The organism is Agromyces sp. NBRC 114283, from assembly GCF_030268405.1.
GTDB classification, from domain to species: Bacteria; Actinomycetota; Actinomycetes; order Actinomycetales; family Microbacteriaceae; genus Agromyces; species Agromyces mediolanus.
Genome location: NZ_BSQP01000001.1, coordinates 1,706,283 through 1,723,072, shown reverse-complemented (window position 1 = coordinate 1,723,072; position 16,790 = coordinate 1,706,283). Strand labels below are relative to the sequence as shown.

The following is a 16,790-nucleotide window of genomic DNA, read 5'->3' as shown; positions in this document are numbered from 1 at the left end:
TGTCGTTGCGGTCGTGGGGTTCGCCCCGGTCCCGGCTCAGGCCGGGAACCCCGAGCGGGCCGTGTAGCCGAAGTCGCTCACGAGCGAAGTGCCCGTGATGGCGCGCGCCCGCGGCGACGCGAGGAAGAGCACCTCGTCGGCCACCTCCTCCGGGCGTTGAACCGGGTAGTCGAGGCCGTCGAAGCCGCGCTCCTCGAGACCGAGGTCGCCGCGGCTCATCGGGGTGTCGACGACGGAGGGGCAGACGGTGTTCACCCGGACGCCGGTGCCGGCCGCTTCCACCGACGCGGCGCGGGCGAGCTGCACCACCGCGGCCTTCGAGGCGCAGTACGGCGCCATGCCAGGGGCGGCGACGAGGGCGGAGTCGCTCGCGAGCAGCACGACAGCGGCGTCGCCCGAACGGGCGGCCTCGGCGCGCAGGGCGGCGGCGGTGTGCTTCAGCAGCAGGAACGAGCCGGTGACGTTCACGGCGAAGACGGCCTGCCAGTCGGCGAGCGGGGTCTCGTCGAGGCTCGTGCCGACGGGGCCCGAGATCCCGGCGCAGCCGACGACGACGGCGAGGCCGCCGAGCTCGGCGGTCGCGTCCGCGACCGCAGCGGCGACGGATGCCTCGTCGGCGACGTCGGCGGCGATCGGCACGACCCCGGCGGTTCCAGCCCACGCGGTGCGCAGGCGTTCCGCGTCGCGATCGACGGCCGCGACCCGCGCGCCCTCGTCGAGCAGCCGCTGCACGACCGCGCGGCCGATGCCGCTCGCCGCGCCCGTGACGAGCGCCGGGCGTCCCTCGAGTCCGAGTCTCATCCGGCTGGCCTCTCTGCCGTCGTGCGGTGGTGCGCCGGCGGGCGCCCCCTGATCGGCACCCGCCGGCATCCGCCATCCTGCACCGGCCGGGCCGCCGCCCGGCAGACGCGCCGCGCGACCGTGCGCTGGAACACCACTGCCGTTCGCTCGGCGTCAAGCCGAGGCATCCGCTCCAGCGCCAGAATCCTTGCTACCCCCAGACCTGCACCCACAGTTCCCGAGATCGAAGGATCCAGCAGTGAGCGAACACTCCGCCCCCAATGAACTCCGGCGAAACGCCCTCGGCGTCGCCGGCATCGTCTTCCTCGTGCTCGCGGCAGTGGCGCCGCTCACGGGCATCATCGTCGTCGCGTCGCTCGCGATCGCCCTCGGCAACGGCGGCGGCACGCCCGCCTCGTTCTTCATCGTCGCGATCGTGCTGCTGCTCTTCGCGATCGGCTACGGGCAGATGTCGAAGCAGCTCGTCAACGCCGGTGGCTTCTACGCCTTCGTCGTGAAGGGCCTCGGGCGCACCGGCGGGCTCGTCGCAGGCCTCATCGCGACGCTCGGCTACAACTTCTTCGTCGTCGGCACGATCGGCACGAGCGGCTTCTTCATGCAGACGATCATCGCCGACCTCACCGGAGTGAACATCCACTGGCTCATCTGGGGCCTCGCCTCGATCGTGGTGTGCTTCGTGCTCGCCCGGATCGGCGTGGACTTCTCCTCGAAGATCCTCGGCGTCTGCCTCGTGCTCGAGGTGCTCATGCTCGTCGTCTTCGACATCTCGGTGCTCGTGCAGACCGGCTACGACGTCGCCGCGTTCAGCCCCGAGTGGGTGTTCTCCGGCTCGCTGCCGATCGGCCTGCTGCTCGCCGCGACCGGCTTCCTCGGCTTCGAGGCGACGGCGCTCTTCAGCGAGGAGGCGAAGACCCCGCTGCGCACCATCCCGCGCGCGACCTACATCGCGATCACCGCGATCGGCCTCATCCTCGGCGTCACCACCTGGGCCGTCGTGAGCGCCACGGGCGTCGCGCAGGCGCAGCAGACCGCGATCGACCACCTGCCGACCGGCGACCTGATCTTCTCGCTCTCGCAGCAGTACCTCGGCGGGCCGCTCACGACCGTGATGATGATCCTGCTGCTCGTCAGCCTCTTCGCCGCGATGCTCGCCTTCCACAACTCGGCGACCCGCTACCTCTTCGCGCTCGGCCGGGCCCGCGTGCTGCCGCGGGCGCTCGCCCGCACCGGTGCCAACGGCACGCCGAAGATCGCCGGGCTCGTGCAGGCCGCCTTCGCGGCGATCATGGCGATCGTCTTCTTCCTCGCCGGGGCCGACCCGATCGTGACGCTCGTTCCCGCGATGCTCGGATTCGGCACGCTCAGCGTGCTCATCCTGCAGGGCCTCGCGGCGCTCTCGATCGTGGTGGCGTTCCGCCGGCAGCGCGACAGCCGACTGTGGTCGACGCTCATCGCCCCCGGCATCGGCTTCCTCGGCATCGCCGCGATCTCGCTGCTGGCGATCTGGAACTTCGACGTCGTCGCAGGCTCCCAGGAGCTGTGGATCCGGCTGCTGCCGCTGCTGCTCGCCGCGGCCGTCGTCGGCGGGATCGGCTACGGGGCGTACCTCAAGCGGCGCAAGCCGGAGGTCTACGGCGGCCTCGAGACCGACCTCGAGAAGTTCAACGTGCACACCCGCGCGACCGAGGTCGTGGAGTAGGGGTCGCACGGCCCCGCGGCTCGTCCCGCGGCTCTTCGCACGCAACGTCAAGGCGTCGGCGCGCACGGTCAACCGTGCGGTCGGCGCCTCGGCCGATACTGGACGCAACGACCCCTGATCGAGGACCACGATGACGCACCACGCCGACCTCTCCCTCCGCCCCGCGGGCAGCCACCGCCCGGACGCCACGCACACGCACGGCTCCCGGGTGACCACCCCGGAGCGCGCCGAGCACCCGCTCGACCCGCTGACGGCCGAGGAGATCGCGGCCGCGCGGCGGATCCTCGACGAGGCCGGGCACGTCTCGGCATCCACCCGCGTGCCGCGCATGCTGCCGGTGGACCCGCCGAAGGCGGACCTCGCGGCCTGGCGTCAGGGCGAGCCGCTCGACCGGCGCATCCGGGTCACCCTGCTCGACCGGGACACCGGCGTCGCGAGCGAGGCGATCGTCGCGGTGAGCCGCGGCGAGGTCGACGCGTTCCGGGTGCTGCCGAACACGGAGGCGCCGTACGGCCAGCCGCAGTACCTCTTCGAGGAGTACGACGACGCGGCGACGATCGTGAAGGCCTCGCCGGAGTGGCAGGCGGCGATGCGTCGCCGCGGGCTCGAGGAGCACATGGAGCTGGCCTTCTGCTCTCCCCTCGCCCCGGGGCACTTCGGCCGCGAGGATGAGGTGGGCCGGCGCATCGTCCGCTCGCACACCTACCTGCGGCTCGACGAGCAGGACAGCCCGTGGGCGCACCCGATCGAGGGGCTCGTCGTGCACGTGGACCTCACGGAGCGCCGCGTGATCCGCATCGACGACGAGGGCGACGTGCCCGTGCCGATGCAGCACGGCAACTACACGGCCGCGGCGCAAGGCCCGGCGCGCACCTCGCTGAAGCCGATCGAGATCACGCAGCCGGAGGGCCCGAGCTTCTCGGTCGACGGCAGCCTGGTCGAGTGGGAGAACTGGCGCTTCCGCGTCGGCTTCACGCAGCAGGAGGGGCTGGTGCTGAACCAGATCACCTTCCGCGACGGCGAGGAGCACCGCTCCGTCGCCCACCGCGCGAGCGTGCCCGAGATGGTCGTGCCCTACGGCGACACCTCGATCAGCCGGCACTGGATCAGCTACTTCGACGCGGGCGAGTACCTGCTCGGCAAAAACGCGAACTCGCTCGCGCTCGGCTGCGACTGCCTCGGCGTCATCCACTACTTCGACGCCTTCGTGCCCGACGACCACGGCAACCCGGTGAAGATCCCGCAGGCCGTGTGCATGCACGAGGAGGACTACGGCATCCTCTGGAAGCACACCGACCTCGACGGCACCCCCGAGACGCGCCGCAGCCGCCGCCTCGTGGTGAGCTACTTCTCCACGATCGGCAACTACGACTACGGCTTCTTCTGGTACTTCTACCTCGACGGCTCGATCCAGGTCGAGGCGAAGGCGACGGGCATCGTGTTCGCGGGCGCCGGCATCCCGGGCAGCGAGAACCCGCACGCGCCCGAGATCGCGCCCGGCATCTTCACGCCCGTGCACCAGCACCTCTTCTGCGCGCGCATCGACGCGGCGATCGACGGCGAAGACAACACGCTGCACGAGATCGAGATGGTCGGCATCCCGACCGGTCCCGACAACCCCTACGGCAACGCCTTCACCTGGTCGGACGTGCAGCTGTCGAGCGAGTCTGCGGCGCAGCGCGTCGCGAACGGCCTGACGGGCCGCGTCCGGGAGGTGCGCAGCGCGCACCGCACGAACGTCGTCGGCAAACCGACCGCGTACTGGCTCATCCCCGAGGGCAAGGCGCTCCTCGCGGCGCAGCCGGACTCCTCCGTGTACGCCCGCGCCACCTTCGCCACGAAGCACCTCTGGGGCACCCGCTACGACCCCGAGGAGCTGTACCCCGCCGGCTTCTACCCGAACGCGCACTCCGGCGACGGTCTGCCGAAGTGGACGGCCGCGGACCGCAGCCTCGACGGCGAGGACCTGGTGCTCTGGCACGTCTTCGGGCCGACGCACATCCCGCGCACCGAGGACTGGCCGATCATGCCGGTCGACTACTCGGGCTTCTGGTTCAAGCCGCACGGCTTCCTCGACCAGAACCCCGCGATGGACCTGCCCGACGGCGCGGCCGCGCACTGCGCGCCCGGCGAGGGCCACGGCGCGGATGCCGCGGGCGGATGCTGCGGCGGCGGCGAGTGCCGCTGCGGCCACTGAGCCGCCGAGATCACCGAGCCGCTGAGACCACCCCGACGATGACGACGACTGGAGCATCATGACCGACACCGCCACGAATCTGTCCGACACCTCGACCTGGCTGCCGCTCGACGGCCTCGCGCCCGGGTTCGACGCGAATAAGGCGCCGCACTCGCTCGACCTCGTGGGCCGCGAGGTCGCCGTCGTCGACGAGCGCGGCACCCGCATCGTGCACCGCTTCGCCGAGGGCACCGTCGACTGGGAGTACCAGCCGGGCGCGGGCGACCCGACGGAGGCCACCGCGAAGACCGACGCCTACGAGGCGGTGAAGGTCGACGAGGAGCTGTACTACGTGCAGTTCCACCACGAGTACCTGCCGAACGAGGCCGTCACACTCGTGCTCGACTTCCGCAGCGGCCACGCGCTCGCCGTGATCAGCGTGATCCTGCCCGAGCCGGAGGCCGGCAAGACCCGCGTGCAGCAGATCTTCGTCCCCTCGCAGATCGAGGGCATCGAGCTCACGGGCGACGCGCCCGCGCCGACCACGACGCTCATCGGCCGCCGGGTGCAGTGGGTGTACAGCCCGGTGCACGCGTACGAGCACATCTACCTCTCGCCGCAGTGGTACACCTGGCAGTGCCTCGCGGGCCCGGAGCGCGGCCTCGCCGACACCGACGAGAACTCGGTGTGGCAGATCCGCCCGGGCATCTACGTCTTCGCCTGGCGCGAGAAGGTCATCCCGTGCGCCTCGGTGACGATCGCCGACCACCGCGACGCCCGCGCGATCCGTTCGCACGGCGTGCTGTTCGGCCTCGACGAGTCGGGCGAGGTGCCGACGCACTTCACCTTCGGCGCGCACGGCCGGCTGATCTCGGTCACCGTGCACCCCGACGAGTACGACACCTCCCGCTGATGGCGACGGCGAGCAGCGGTCCCGCCGAGCTCGTGCTCACGGGTGGCCGCATCTGGACGGGCGAGCCCGCGGCACCGTGGGCCGAGGCCCTCGCGGTCGGCGGCGGGCGGCTGCTCGCCGTCGGCACGGATGCCGAGGCGCTCGCGCTTGCGGGCGAGGGCACCGAGCGGCGAGCCCTCGACGGCGCCTTCCTGATGCCCGGGCTCGTGGACGTGCACAACCACCACGCGCTCGCCGGGCGCACGGACCTCTTCGAGCTGTCGTTCTCCTCGTCCGGCTCGGTCGAGGAGGTGCTCGCGGCGGTCCGCGAGTACGCGGCCGGGCTGCCCGCCGACGCCTGGATCACGGGCGGGGCGTGGGGCAGCAACCTGCGCACCGCGATCTCGAACGACGAGACCCGCGCCCGGCTCGACGAGGCATCCGGCGGCCGCCCGGTGATGCTCATGGAGGACTCCCGGCACAACCGCTGGGCGAACTCCCGCGCCCTCGAGCTCGCCGGCATCACGGCAGACTCCGACCCCGGCGAGGGCGGCGTCATCGAGCTCGACCCGGTCAGCGGCCGGCCGACCGGCGTCCTGCTGGAGTCCGCGGGCCTGCCCGTGGAGGAGGCCATGGCCCGCACGCGCCGGCTCAGCGCCGAGCAGCACCGCGCGGCATCCAGGCGCGGCGTCGAGCTGCTGAACAGCTACGGCGTCACCGCGTTCCAGGACGCGGCGGTCTCGCTCGAGATCCTCGAGGCGCTGCGCGCCCTCGACGCGGACGGCGAGCTGGATGCCTGGGTCGTCTCCTCGCTCACGGTGAACGACCAGATCTTCGGCTACGACCCCGTCGGCGAGGGGCTCGTCTGGCAGGGCGAGGCGTTCCGCACCGAGCACCACCGACCCGACTTCGTGAAGATCTTCCTCGACGGGGTGCCGCCGGCCCGCACCGGTGCCTTCCTGGAGCCGTACCTGCCGGACGACGCGCACGGCGATCACTTCCTCGGCGAGACGACGCTCGCACCCGAGGAGTTGTGGGGCTGGTTGCGGCGCACCGCCGAGCGCGGCCTCTCGGCGAAGATCCACTGCTCCGGGGATGCCGCGGTGCGCCTCGTGCTCGACACGGTCGCCCGCCTGCGCGCCGAAGGCTTCACGGAGACCCGCTACCAGGTCGCGCACGGGCAGTTCGTCGCCGAGTCCGACATCCCGCGCTTCGCGGAGCTCGGCGTCTCCGCCGACATGTCGCCGTTCATCTGGTTCCCCGGGGTCACCCCGGAGGCCATCGCCACCGTGCTGCCCGAGGAGCGGGCCGGCCGGATGCAGCCCAACCGCGCCTTGCTCGACGCCGGGGCGCTCATCGCGGGCGGTTCGGACTGGCCGGTCTCGGAGTCGCCGAACGCGTGGGAGGGCATCCACGGCCTCGTGACCCGCGCCGACCCCGCCGGGGTGTTCCCCGGCACCCTGTGGCCGGAGCAGGCCATCACCCTCGACGAGGCGATGGCGGCGTTCACGATCAACGCCGCCGAGGCCATGGGCCTCGGCGGGGAGACCGGTTCGCTCGTCGCGGGAAAGTCGGCCGACTTTGTCGTGCTCGACCGCGACCCCTTCGCGCACCCCGCGCAGGAGCTCGTGCGCACCACGGTGACGGAGACCTGGTTCGCCGGGCGGCGGGTGTACGTGCGCTGAGCTCGTCTGGTTCGCTGAGCCCGTCGAAGCGTCTGGTCCGCTGAGCCCGTCGAAGCGGCTGGTCCGCTGAGCCCGTCTGGTTCGCTGAGCCCGTCGAAGCGGGGTTCCCTTCGACAAGCTCAGGGAACCACGGCGTTCCCTTCGACAAGCTCAGGGAACCACGGGCGGATCGGCGCCGTGCCCTGCGCCGATCCGCCCGGTCCGGTCAGTCCGCGATCGCGGCGACCGCCTCGTCGATCGCGAGGAGCACCCGCCGGTCGTGCCTGGACGGCGCGCCCGGGACGTAGCGCAGTCGCTCGATCGATCCGCCGGTGAAGCGATAGGCGCCATGCGCCTCGTGCAGCCCCCAGTCGACCGGGCCGCCGTAGTCGTAGCCGACGCTGATTCCCGTGAACGGCGCCATGCCGAAGAGCATCGGCACCGACGGCACGACCGCGTCGGGGGCGCCGTCGACCTCGAGGGACACCCGCCAGCGCAGCCCGTCGAGCTCGTCGACGCGCAGCAGCACTCCGTGCGGGCCGGCATCCACTCGCCCGCCGCGCACGCGGTGCAATTCGCCGTAGGCGTTGTACGAGAGCAGCCAGCGCCCCTCGTCGACGGCGAGCAGATAGCCGCCGCCCTGGTCGCCGTGCGCGACGACGACACCCGCGGCATCCGCGTCGGCGAGCAGCTCGACCTCGACGGCGAAGGAGCGCAGCACCGTGAGCCGCGAGGCGCGGAAGCGTTCCAGGGGCGGCCGGAACGGCGTCAGCGCCACCGGCTCCGACAGCGCCGCCTCTCCCGCCGGACGCACCTCCTGCAGCGATCCGTCGTCGTCGAGCGGGAACACCGTGTTTCGCCACGCCTCGGTCCGCCAGCGTTCGGCGAGCTCGCGGACGAGCGCCGGTTCCCGGGTGGCGAGGTCGCGCGTCTCGGTGGGGTCGGCCGCGAGGTCGTAGAGCTCCCACCGCCCCCCGGCCGCGCCGTCCTGCCGCGCGGGCGGGGCCGGTGCGAGCGCCTTCCAGTCCCCGGCGACGAGCGCTCGTCGGCCGACGCACTCGAAGTATTGCGTCTCGCGGCCGGGACCGGCGGGGTCGCTCAGGAGCCTCGCCACGCTGCGACCGTCGGGCTGCGGCGCGGGTCGACCGCCGCGTTCGGCGAGCGGGGCGATCCCCGTGAGCTCGAGGATCGTGGGCGCGAGGTCGGCCACGAAGACGAACTGCTCACGGAGGCCGCGGGCGGCGCCGGGCGCACCGGACCACGAGACGACGAGTGGTGCGTGCACCCCGCCCTCGTATGTCGAGGACTTGAAGGAGCGGAAGGGCGTGTTCGAGACCCGCGCCCAGCCCGTCGGATACTGGCCGAACACCCGTGGGCCGCCGATCTCGTCGAGCTCGCGAGGCACGTCGGACACCCAGTCCGCCGGCAGTTCCGCCGAGAGCCCGAACTGGGCGAAGTAGCTGCGGGTGCCGCCGGGGCCGCCCTCGGCGGTCCCGCCGTTGTCGCTCGCGACGACGATGATCGTGCGGTCGAGCTCGCCGAGCTCCTCGAGCCGCTGCACGAGCCGGCCGACGCTCTGATCGACCTCCTCGACGGCGGCGGCATAGACCTCCATGTGCCGGGCGAACAGGGCGCGTTCGGCCTCCGTCAGCGTGTCCCAGTGCGGGATCCGCGCGCCGTCGGCGAGCTCCTCCGGCGGCAGCACCGCCGACGGCGGCACGACGCCGAGCTCGCGCTGCCGGGCGAAGCGGGCCTCCCGGAGCGCGTTCCAGCCCTGCTCGTAGCGCCCGGCGTGCCGGGCGATGTCCTCGGCCTTCGCCTGGATCGGGCCGTGCACCGAGGTGTGCGCGTAATAGAGGAAGAACGGCTTGGCCGCGTCGTTCGCGCGGAGTTCGTCGATCATGCCGAGCGCCTCCTCGGTGAGCTCGTCCGTGAGGAAGTACCCCTCGGGGAACTCCGCCACGTCGACGACCGAGTTGTCGCGCACGAGCCGGTGCGGGTGGTGCAGCGAGGTGAAGCCGTCCATGCTGCCGAAGTAGCGGTCGAAGCCGCGCTGGAGGGGCCAGCTCGAGCGGTCGGCGCCGTCGTGCAGGCGGGACTCGACCGTGAGGTGCCACTTGCCGACCATGAAGGTGGCGTAGCCGCCGGCGCGCAGGGACTCGGCGAGGGTGGGCGCGTCCTCGGGCAGCTCGCAGGCGTAGCCCGGGTAGCCGGGATCGATGTGCGCGACGAAGCCGAAGCCGGCCCGGTGCGGGTTCAGGCCGGTGAGCAGGGCGGCCCTGGCGGGCGAGCACATCGGCGCGGTGCGGTAGTTCGTGAAGACCCATCCGCCCGCCGCGAGCCGGTCGATGTTCGGCGTCGGGATCTCGCTGCCGAAGGGGCCGAGGTCGCTGAAGCCGAGATCGTCGACGAGCATCACCACGACGTTGGGCGCTCCGGCCGGGGCCTGCGGGCGCGCGGGCCAGGACGGCCGGGACTCGGAGGCGAACTCGGCCGCCCGCCCAGCGAAGCGCTCGTAGCCGCGCCGCTCCCCCACCTCAGCCCGCCTTCCGGATGAGCTCGAAGACCTCGCTGCGCAGCTCGGCGAACTCCGGCACCGCGCGGGTGGTGAGCTGGTCCCGGGCGCCGCCGAAGTCGACGTCGATGATCTCGGTGACCCGGGCCGGCCGCTCCCCGAGCACGATCACCCGGTCGGAGAGGTACACCGCCTCGTCGATGTCGTGCGTGACGACGACGATCGTCATGCCGAACTGCTCGCGGATGCGCAGGCACAGGTCCTCGAGCTCGAAGCGCGTCTGCGCGTCGACGGAGGCGAAGGGCTCGTCCATCACGAGCACCTCGGGCCGGTAGGCGATGGCGCGGGCGATCGCGACGCGCTGCTGCATGCCGCCCGAGAGCTGCCACGGGTACTTCGACTCGGCGCCGGCGAGGCCGACCGCGGCGAGCGCGCCGCGGATGCGCTCCTCCCGTTCGGCCGCCGGGAGCCGCAGGTGCTTCAGCGGGAGGCGCACGTTCTTCTCGACGGTGAGCCACGGCATGAGGGAGCGGGTGTACTCCTGGAAGACGAGCGCCATCTCCTCGGGCGGCCCGTCGATGGGCCGTCCGTCGATGAGGGCCTGGCCCGAGCTGATCGACTGCAGTCCGGTCAGGCACTTCAGCAGCGTCGTCTTGCCGATGCCGGAGGGCCCGACGATGCAGGCGATCTCCCCGACCCGCACGTCGAAGGTCAGGTCGGCGATGACGGGCACACTGCCCCGCTTCGTGTCGTAGCTCTTGGCGAGGCCGCGGACGCTGAGTCGCACGGGCGCATCGCGGAGGGTGTCGGAGGTCATGCGTTCTTCTCCTGCTGTTGCGAGGCGAGGTACCAGCGCAGCACGCGGCGCCGGAAGAGGGTGAACACGGCCGTGGTCGCGTAGCCGATCACGCCGAGGACGAGGATGCCGACCCACATGTCGGCGATCGCGAAGGACTGCTGCGCGAGCAGCGTGGCCGCCCCGAGCCCCGTCGAGGAGCCGAGCATCTCGCTCGCGATCATCACGACGAAGGCCGTGATGAGGCTCACCTGCATGCCGGAGAGGATGCGCGGGCTCGCCGCGGGCAGGGTCACGGAGACGAGGCGGTCGAACCAGCCGATCCGGTACACCCGGCTCACCATGGCGAGGGTGGGCTCGGTGCCGCGGATCCCGTCCATCGTCGAGATGAGCACCGGGAAGAGGGCGGCGAGCGTGATCGAGAGGATGCGGGTCTCGTTGCCGAAGCCGATGAGCGAGACGAAGATCGGCACGAGGGCGACCGGCGGGATGGCGCGGAAGAAGTGGATCGTCGGCTCGACGAACCAGGCGAGCGGCCGCACCAGCCCGAGTGCGGTGCCGAGCAGCACGCCGATGACGCTCGCGAGGACGAAGGACAGCAGCAGGTTGCCCACCGAGGAGCCGACGTCGACGAGGAAGGCCGGCGTCTGCACGAGCTGGACGAGCCGTTCGAGGATCAGCTGCAGCGGCGGGAAGAACGCGTTCGTCGAGTTCGCGGACGCGACCCACCACAGCGCGAGCAGCACGATCGGCACGAGCACCTCGGTGCCGACCAGCACCCAGCGCGGTGTGCCGCTGCGCCCGGCGCGGCGGGCGAGCGAGGTGCGGGCGGGGATGGACGAGGTGAAGACCATCAGCTGAGCTCCTTCCGGTACTGCGGGTGCCAGTGCAGCAGGCGCCGCTCGCCCCACTGGCTGAGCCCCTGCACGAGGAGACCGAGGATGCCGAGCGCGAGCACGTAGGCGAACAGCTGCGCCTGGTCACCGGAGATCTGCGCGAGCAGCAGGCTCTGACCGAGGCCGGGTCCGCCGCCCAGGAGTCCGGCGACGACCGCGACGATGAGCGAGGTCGGAGCGGCGACGCGGATGGCGGTGCCGATGTACGGCAGGGCGCTCGGCAGCACGATCCTGGTGAGGATCTCCCCGCGGCCCATGCCGTAGGAGCGTCCGGTCGCCCGCGCCACCGGATCGGTGTCGAAGACGCCCGCGGCGGACTGCACCGCGATCGCGACGAAGCAGCCGAAGAAGACGAGGAACACCCCCATCGCCATCGTGGGCCCGAGCACGAGCACGACGATCGGCAGGATGACGATCGGCGGGATCGGCTTCAGGAACTCGAGCGGTACCCGGGTCGCGTGCATCGCGAGCGGCGAGGTGCCGATGCCGACGCCGAGCAGCACGCCGACGACGGTCGCCAGCAGGAGGCCGGCGACCGCCATGACGACGGTGTCGCCGAGCGCCCGCCAGAGTTCGGGCGTCGCGAAGAGGCCGGCGAGCCTGCCGATGGAGTCGGCTGCGCTCGGCAGCGGCGAGTCGGCGAGCGGACCCGCGGTGGCGGCGAGCTGCCAGGCGCCGAGCGCCGCCACCGCGCCGGCTGCGCCGACCCCGGTTCGAAGGAGCGGGACGCGCATGCCGGATCAGCCCGTGACGATGACGCCGTCGAGCTCGACGGGCTTCTGGAGGAAGCCGAGCTCGACCATCTTCTCGTTGGGCAGCTCGAGGTCCTCCGTCTTCACCTCGGCCGGCCAGACGGGCACCTTGACCTCGTCGAGCGTGAGCGTCGAGCCGGTGTAGTCGAGTCCGGCCTGGATGGCCTCCTCGGGGTGCTCGGTGGCGTAGGCGTTCGTCTTCACGAGGGCGCGCTGGAAGGCGGCGATCGCGTCGGCCTTCTGCTCGACGATGGAGGCGCCGGCGGTCCAGAGTCCCGTTGCGCCGCGCTCGAAGAAGCCGACCGACGGGGCGGAGATCTGGGTCGCGCCGGCCGCAGCCGCCTCGGTGGTGAAGGGGCTCACGAGGCCGGCGGCGTCGACGGTGCCGTTCTTCAGCGCGGCGACCGCCGAGGTGAAGTCGAGCACGACCCAGTTCACGCCGCTCGCGGGGTCGATCCCGGCCTTCTCGAGCTCGCCGGCGATGACGACCTCGAGCTGCGCCTTGCGCGCCGGGATCGCGATGGTCTTGCCCGCGAGGTCGGCGACGTCGGCGACCCCGCTGCCGGCGGCGGCGAAGAGGCCGGTGTCGTCGAGGGCGGCCGGGTCCTCGGCAGTGGCGGCGTCCTCGGGGTAGCCGTCGGCGGCGCCGATGACCTTGACGGGCACGCCCTGGCTGAGCGCGTTGAGGAGCGGGATGCTCGGTGAGTAGGCGATGTCGACCTGTCCGCTCTGCACGGCGGCGAGGCCCGCGGGCGGGTTGGCGACGACGCTCGTCTCGAGCGCGAGCCCCTCCTCCTCGAAGAAGCCCTGCTCGATGCCGGTGAGCAGCGCGCCGTCGGAGGTGAGGCCGATGGTGGCGACCTTGAGCGTGGTCAGCTCGCCGTCCGCGCCCTCGGTGGCGGCGGGCGCGCCGGACGAACAGGCCGTGAACGCGAGCGCCGCGAGCGGGATGGCTGCCACGGCCGCCGCGATGCGGGAGGTGGTCTTCATGAGCGACTCCTTCGTCGTCGGGGGATGCGACCGGTTCGATCAGGGAGGGCGATCGGTTCGCCACGAACGGTTAGTCACCGATTGGTGACTAAACGATACCGACGTTCGTGCGCCGCTGGATCACGGATCGGTAACGATAATCACCAAATGGAGACGAAACGCCGCATCCCGGCCTGATCCACGCGCATCATCGGTGCGAGGCATCCGTATGATCGTCGCGACAGGAGGTGCGCCATGCCGAAGATCGTCGACCACGACGAGCGTCGCGCGCACATCGTCGAGGCGCTCATGCGGCTCATCGTGCGCGACGGCTTCGAGCGCGCGACGATGCGCGAGATCGCCGCAGAGGCCGGCTACGCGCACGGCGCGATCGCCCGCTACTTCCCCGACAAGCAGAGCGTGCTCACCGCGGCGTTCCAGCGGCTGCACACCCAGGCCAACGACCGCATCCTGGCGGGCGTCGAGGGCCTCCGGGGCCTCGACGCGCTGCGCGAGATGTGCCTCGAGATCCTGCCGTTCGGCGAGGCCGGACCGCGCTACGCGAAGGTCGTGCTCGCCTTCTGGGACCACGCCGCCCAGGACCGCGAGATCTGGGAGATCCACCGCGAGCACAACCTGCGCTGGCGCGAGCTCATGCGGCGCTTCCTCGGCGAGGCGCAGGAGGACGGCGAGCTCGCGCCCGAGGTCGACATCGCGACCGCGGTGAACGAGGTCTCCGCGCGGAACGCCGGCTGGCAGATGATCGCCGTGCTGATGCCCGACGAGGCGGGCGACGCGCACCTCGACCAGGGCCTCGACGCGCTGCTCGACCGCTTCCGGGCCCGCCGCTGATCGCGCTGGTTCGCTGAGCCCGTCGAAGCGGTTGGTTCGCTGAGCCCGTCGAAGCGCGGCATTCCCTTCGACAAGCTCAGGGAACCAGGGCGGCGGCCCGTCGACGAGCTCAGCGAACCAGGGTGGTTCGACGCGCCCGCCGCTGACCGTTCGCCTACACTGGTTGACGCGTGAGCGCCGGCGATCTGCGCCGCCCGCGCGAAGACGGGAAGAGGGCCGGATGCCGAAGGTGATCGACCACGACCAGCGACGCCGGGACATCGTCGACGTCACCTGGCGGCTCATCGTCAAGGGCGGCATCGAGGCGGCGACGATGCGCGAGATCGCCGCGGAGGCGGGCTTCGCGAACGGCGCGCTCAAGCACTACTTCCCCGGCAAGGACGAGATCATCCAGGGCGCCTACGAGCGCTCGCTCGGCCTGATGGGCGAGCACATCGAGGCCGAGGTGGCCGACAAGCGCGGCGTCGCCGCCCTCCGCGCCATCTGCTGGGCCGCGATGCCGCTCGACGACGAGCGCGTCACCTCCGGCCGCGTGCTGCTCTCGTTCTGGGAGCGCGCCGTCTCGAACGAGACGCTGCACGAGGCCTACCTCGCCCACCTCGCGGTCTGGCGCGGGGCGCTGGCCCGCTACGTCGCCGAGGGCCGAGAGGACGGCGACATCACGACCGCCACGCCCGACGAGCAGCTCGTTGACGAGATCGTGCTGCTCAACGTCGGGGCGAACATCATGAGCCTCATCTCGCCCGAGAGCTCGACGCCGGCGCTGCAGGAGGCGCACCTCCGCGCCTTCTTCGAGCGACTTTAGCTCCAGCCCCGAAACCGAGTTGCCCGACTTCCATGAAAGTCGGGCAACTCGGTTTGCAGAGCGTGGCAGGGCGGTCAGCGCGCCTCGGCCACCAGGATGCGCGGGCTGCCCGGCAGCGCGATGGTCTCCACGTAGCGCCAGCCGGCACCCTCGAGCCACTCGCGGACGTCGGCCTCGGGGAACACGACGGTGCCGTCGATGTTGTAGTACTCCCCCGCGTGCAGCGCGTCGATCCGGCGCTGGCGCGGCTCGTCGTCGAGCGTGAAGTCGAGCACCGCGAGCTTCGCGCCGGGTGCCGCGGCCGCACGGGCGTTCGCGAGGATGGTGCGGTTCTGCTCCGCCGTGAAGCGGTGCAGCACGTGGTTCACGAAGACGAGGTCGTGCTCGCCGCCCGGCTCGACCGACTCGGTGTCGCCGCCCTCGACGACGGCGCGGTCCGCGAGGCCCGCCTCGGCCACGGCCTGCGCGACGGAGTCGGCGAAGTCGGGCGCGACGACGAAGCGCGTGGTGAGCTCGGGGTTCGCCCGCATGACGTTGACGGCGAAGGCCGGGCTGAGGCCGCCGAGGTCGAGCAGCGAGCGCCGCCCGGTGACGTCGAAGGCGCGGGCGAACTCGTCGGCGTGCAGTTCGTTGTAGCGCATCACGCCCGCGAGGAAGCGGCCCCAGCCGGCCTCGTCGAGTTCGAGCACGCCCGGCGCGTCGGAGTCGACGGTGCGGTCGTAGCCGCGCCACTGCTCATAGGAGGTGTCGCCGAGGAAGGCGAGGAAGGGCCCGAGGTCGATCTCGGCGCGATCGCCGGTGAGGTAGGCCGCGGCATCCGGCGTCAGCGAGTAGCGGCCGCCCTCGCGCTCGAGCAGCCCCTGCGCGTTCATGCTGTCCGCGAGGATCCGCACCTGGCGCTCCGGCACGCCGGTCGCTGCGGCGAGCGCCCCGGCGTCGAGCGGGCCGTCGGCGAGCGCGGCGAACAGGCCGATGCGGCTCGCGGTGATGAGCTGCTTGGCGCCCATGAAGCCGATCGCGATGTCGACGATGGCGGCGGGGCTGGCGGCCCGCTCGGCGGGCTGGAGGGTGTCGGTCATGGCTGCGCTTCCTGTGCGGCCGCCCGCATCCGTGGGACGGCGATGTCGTGGATTCAGCACGATGCTACACGTTTTTCTACTAACATAGAAAAACAAATCCACCCGTTCATTCACCGTCGAAAGCGAACGCATGCCACTCACCGTCAGCACCCGCACCCTGCCCGCGGCCGGCGACACCGCGGACCGCGGCAACGCCCCCGTCGTCTTCCTGCACGGCTTCGCCTCGGACGGCGAGACCGACTTCGTGGCGAGCGGCCTCGCCGACGCGATCGCCGCCTCCGGGCGCGAGGCGATCGTCGTCGACCTGCCGGGGCACGGCGCCGGCGGCGCGATCGGGGCGGACGAGGACGCCTCGACGAGCACGGTCGTCCGGGCCATCCGCGAGGCACTCCCCCAGTCCGGGCCGGTCGACGTCGTCGCCTACTCGCTCGGGGCGCGGCTCGCCTGGGCGCTCGCGGCGGCCGAACCGCGTGTGCAGCGCCTCGTGCTCGGCGGCCTCAGCCCCTTCGAGCCGTTCGCCGGCGTCGACGTCGCCGCTCTGGTCCGCGCGATGGACGGCGAGGCGCCGGCCAACCCGATCCTCGGCATGATGGCCGCGATGATCGGCGCTCCGGGCCGCGACCGCGACTCGCTGCCGCGCCTCATCGCCGGCCTCGCCCGCGAGCCGTTCGACCCGGCGCAGGATATCCCGGCGATCCCCGTGCTGTTCGTCGCGGGAGTGGACGACCCCATGACGACGGGCCTCGACCGCGTGGTCGAGGGCGTCGCGCGCGGGCAGCTCGTGCGGGTGCCCGGGGACCACCTCGGCGCGCTCGCGAGCCCCGAGTTCCACCGGGCGGTGCTCGACTTCCTCGCCTGACGCCTGACGCCTGACGCCTGACCCCGCCCAAATCC

14 protein-coding genes are annotated in these 16,790 nt (G+C 72.0%); 7 read left to right on the top strand and 7 right to left on the bottom strand.

Annotated elements, in window-relative coordinates; translation table 11 throughout:
* Positions 1 to 36: 36 nt before the first annotated feature.
* Positions 37 to 801 carry an SDR family NAD(P)-dependent oxidoreductase gene (locus tag QSJ60_RS08330; RefSeq protein WP_230766336.1) on the bottom strand — a complete coding sequence of 255 codons (765 nt, stop codon included), beginning with the start codon at positions 799 to 801 and terminating at the stop codon, positions 37 to 39.
* Positions 802 to 1,039: 238 nt separating this feature from the next.
* On the opposite strand from QSJ60_RS08330, the gene QSJ60_RS08325 reads away from it, so the two are divergent.
* The 4 genes from QSJ60_RS08325 (at position 1,040) to QSJ60_RS08310 (ending at position 7,253) form a co-directional block, all read left to right on the top strand.
* Positions 1,040 to 2,500, top strand: coding sequence for an APC family permease (locus tag QSJ60_RS08325; RefSeq protein ID WP_285463275.1), 1,461 nt, complete (start codon positions 1,040 to 1,042; stop codon positions 2,498 to 2,500).
* A 130-nt stretch (positions 2,501 to 2,630) separates the two neighbouring features.
* Positions 2,631 to 4,697 carry a primary-amine oxidase gene (locus tag QSJ60_RS08320; protein ID WP_285463274.1) on the top strand — a complete coding sequence of 689 codons (2,067 nt, stop codon included), beginning with the start codon at positions 2,631 to 2,633 and terminating at the stop codon, positions 4,695 to 4,697.
* 58 nt (positions 4,698 to 4,755) lie between these two features.
* Positions 4,756 to 5,589, top strand: a complete 834-nt coding sequence (locus tag QSJ60_RS08315; protein WP_285463273.1) for a molybdenum cofactor biosynthesis F family protein — start codon at positions 4,756 to 4,758, stop codon at positions 5,587 to 5,589.
* Positions 5,589 to 7,253 carry an amidohydrolase gene (locus QSJ60_RS08310; RefSeq protein WP_285463272.1) on the top strand — a complete coding sequence of 555 codons (1,665 nt, stop codon included), beginning with the start codon at positions 5,589 to 5,591 and terminating at the stop codon, positions 7,251 to 7,253. The genes QSJ60_RS08315 and QSJ60_RS08310 overlap by 1 nt, the downstream gene beginning before the upstream one ends.
* A gap of 205 nt (positions 7,254 to 7,458) precedes the next feature.
* Here the strand turns inward: QSJ60_RS08310 and QSJ60_RS08305 are convergent, their stop codons facing one another.
* The 5 genes from QSJ60_RS08305 to QSJ60_RS08285 are packed head-to-tail and all read right to left on the bottom strand — an operon-like array spanning position 7,459 to position 13,181.
* Entirely contained in the window at positions 7,459 to 9,768 is a 2,310-nt protein-coding gene (locus QSJ60_RS08305) for an arylsulfatase (RefSeq protein WP_285463271.1), read from the bottom strand.
* A 1-nt stretch (position 9,769) separates the two neighbouring features.
* Complete coding sequence (locus tag QSJ60_RS08300; protein ID WP_230767723.1) at positions 9,770 to 10,564, bottom strand: ABC transporter ATP-binding protein; 795 nt, start codon at positions 10,562 to 10,564, stop codon at positions 9,770 to 9,772.
* On the bottom strand, positions 10,561 to 11,397 hold the full coding sequence (locus QSJ60_RS08295) for an ABC transporter permease (protein ID WP_285463270.1): 837 nt from the start codon (positions 11,395 to 11,397) through the stop codon (positions 10,561 to 10,563). Before QSJ60_RS08295 ends, QSJ60_RS08300 begins: the two co-directional genes overlap by 4 nt.
* On the bottom strand, positions 11,397 to 12,173 hold the full coding sequence (locus QSJ60_RS08290) for an ABC transporter permease (protein ID WP_285463269.1): 777 nt from the start codon (positions 12,171 to 12,173) through the stop codon (positions 11,397 to 11,399). Before QSJ60_RS08290 ends, QSJ60_RS08295 begins: the two co-directional genes overlap by 1 nt.
* A 6-nt stretch (positions 12,174 to 12,179) precedes the next feature.
* The gene (locus tag QSJ60_RS08285; protein ID WP_285463268.1) at positions 12,180 to 13,181 is read right to left on the bottom strand and encodes an ABC transporter substrate-binding protein; all 1,002 of its coding nucleotides are present in this window, start codon (positions 13,179 to 13,181) and stop codon (positions 12,180 to 12,182) included.
* Positions 13,182 to 13,415: 234 nt separating this feature from the next.
* Between QSJ60_RS08285 and QSJ60_RS08280 the strand changes: the two genes are divergently transcribed.
* Both QSJ60_RS08280 and QSJ60_RS08275 read left to right on the top strand, forming a co-directional pair.
* Entirely contained in the window at positions 13,416 to 14,012 is a 597-nt protein-coding gene (locus tag QSJ60_RS08280) for a TetR/AcrR family transcriptional regulator (RefSeq protein WP_230767716.1), read from the top strand.
* 220 nt (positions 14,013 to 14,232) lie between these two features.
* Positions 14,233 to 14,817 carry a TetR/AcrR family transcriptional regulator gene (locus QSJ60_RS08275; RefSeq protein WP_285463267.1) on the top strand — a complete coding sequence of 195 codons (585 nt, stop codon included), beginning with the start codon at positions 14,233 to 14,235 and terminating at the stop codon, positions 14,815 to 14,817.
* 74 nt (positions 14,818 to 14,891) lie between these two features.
* Here QSJ60_RS08275 and QSJ60_RS08270 read toward each other — a convergent pair whose 3' ends face one another.
* Complete coding sequence (locus QSJ60_RS08270) at positions 14,892 to 15,896, bottom strand: methyltransferase (protein WP_285463266.1); 1,005 nt, start codon at positions 15,894 to 15,896, stop codon at positions 14,892 to 14,894.
* A 130-nt stretch (positions 15,897 to 16,026) separates the two neighbouring features.
* Here QSJ60_RS08270 and QSJ60_RS08265 point away from each other — a divergent pair, with 130 nt between their 5' ends.
* A complete protein-coding gene (locus tag QSJ60_RS08265; RefSeq protein WP_230767710.1) occupies positions 16,027 to 16,755 on the top strand; it encodes an alpha/beta fold hydrolase in 729 nt (242 codons plus the stop codon).
* Positions 16,756 to 16,790 lie beyond the last annotated feature (35 nt).

What these genes read in the sequence shown, in the direction of transcription:
- QSJ60_RS08330 (WP_230766336.1), bottom strand. Translation starts at nt 801, where the DNA reads ATGAGACTCGGACTCGAGGGACGCCCGGCGCTCGTCACGGGCGCGGCG.
- QSJ60_RS08320 (WP_285463274.1), top strand. Translation starts at nt 2,631, where the DNA reads ATGACGCACCACGCCGACCTCTCCCTCCGCCCCGCGGGCAGCCACCGC.
- QSJ60_RS08315 (WP_285463273.1), top strand. Translation starts at nt 4,756, where the DNA reads ATGACCGACACCGCCACGAATCTGTCCGACACCTCGACCTGGCTGCCG.
- QSJ60_RS08310 (WP_285463272.1), top strand. Translation starts at nt 5,589, where the DNA reads ATGGCGACGGCGAGCAGCGGTCCCGCCGAGCTCGTGCTCACGGGTGGC.
- QSJ60_RS08300 (WP_230767723.1), bottom strand. Translation starts at nt 10,564, where the DNA reads ATGACCTCCGACACCCTCCGCGATGCGCCCGTGCGACTCAGCGTCCGC.
- QSJ60_RS08295 (WP_285463270.1), bottom strand. Translation starts at nt 11,397, where the DNA reads ATGGTCTTCACCTCGTCCATCCCCGCCCGCACCTCGCTCGCCCGCCGC.
- QSJ60_RS08290 (WP_285463269.1), bottom strand. Translation starts at nt 12,173, where the DNA reads ATGCGCGTCCCGCTCCTTCGAACCGGGGTCGGCGCAGCCGGCGCGGTG.
- QSJ60_RS08285 (WP_285463268.1), bottom strand. Translation starts at nt 13,181, where the DNA reads ATGAAGACCACCTCCCGCATCGCGGCGGCCGTGGCAGCCATCCCGCTC.
- QSJ60_RS08280 (WP_230767716.1), top strand. Translation starts at nt 13,416, where the DNA reads ATGCCGAAGATCGTCGACCACGACGAGCGTCGCGCGCACATCGTCGAG.
- QSJ60_RS08275 (WP_285463267.1), top strand. Translation starts at nt 14,233, where the DNA reads ATGCCGAAGGTGATCGACCACGACCAGCGACGCCGGGACATCGTCGAC.
- QSJ60_RS08270 (WP_285463266.1), bottom strand. Translation starts at nt 15,896, where the DNA reads ATGACCGACACCCTCCAGCCCGCCGAGCGGGCCGCCAGCCCCGCCGCC.
- QSJ60_RS08265 (WP_230767710.1), top strand. Translation starts at nt 16,027, where the DNA reads ATGCCACTCACCGTCAGCACCCGCACCCTGCCCGCGGCCGGCGACACC.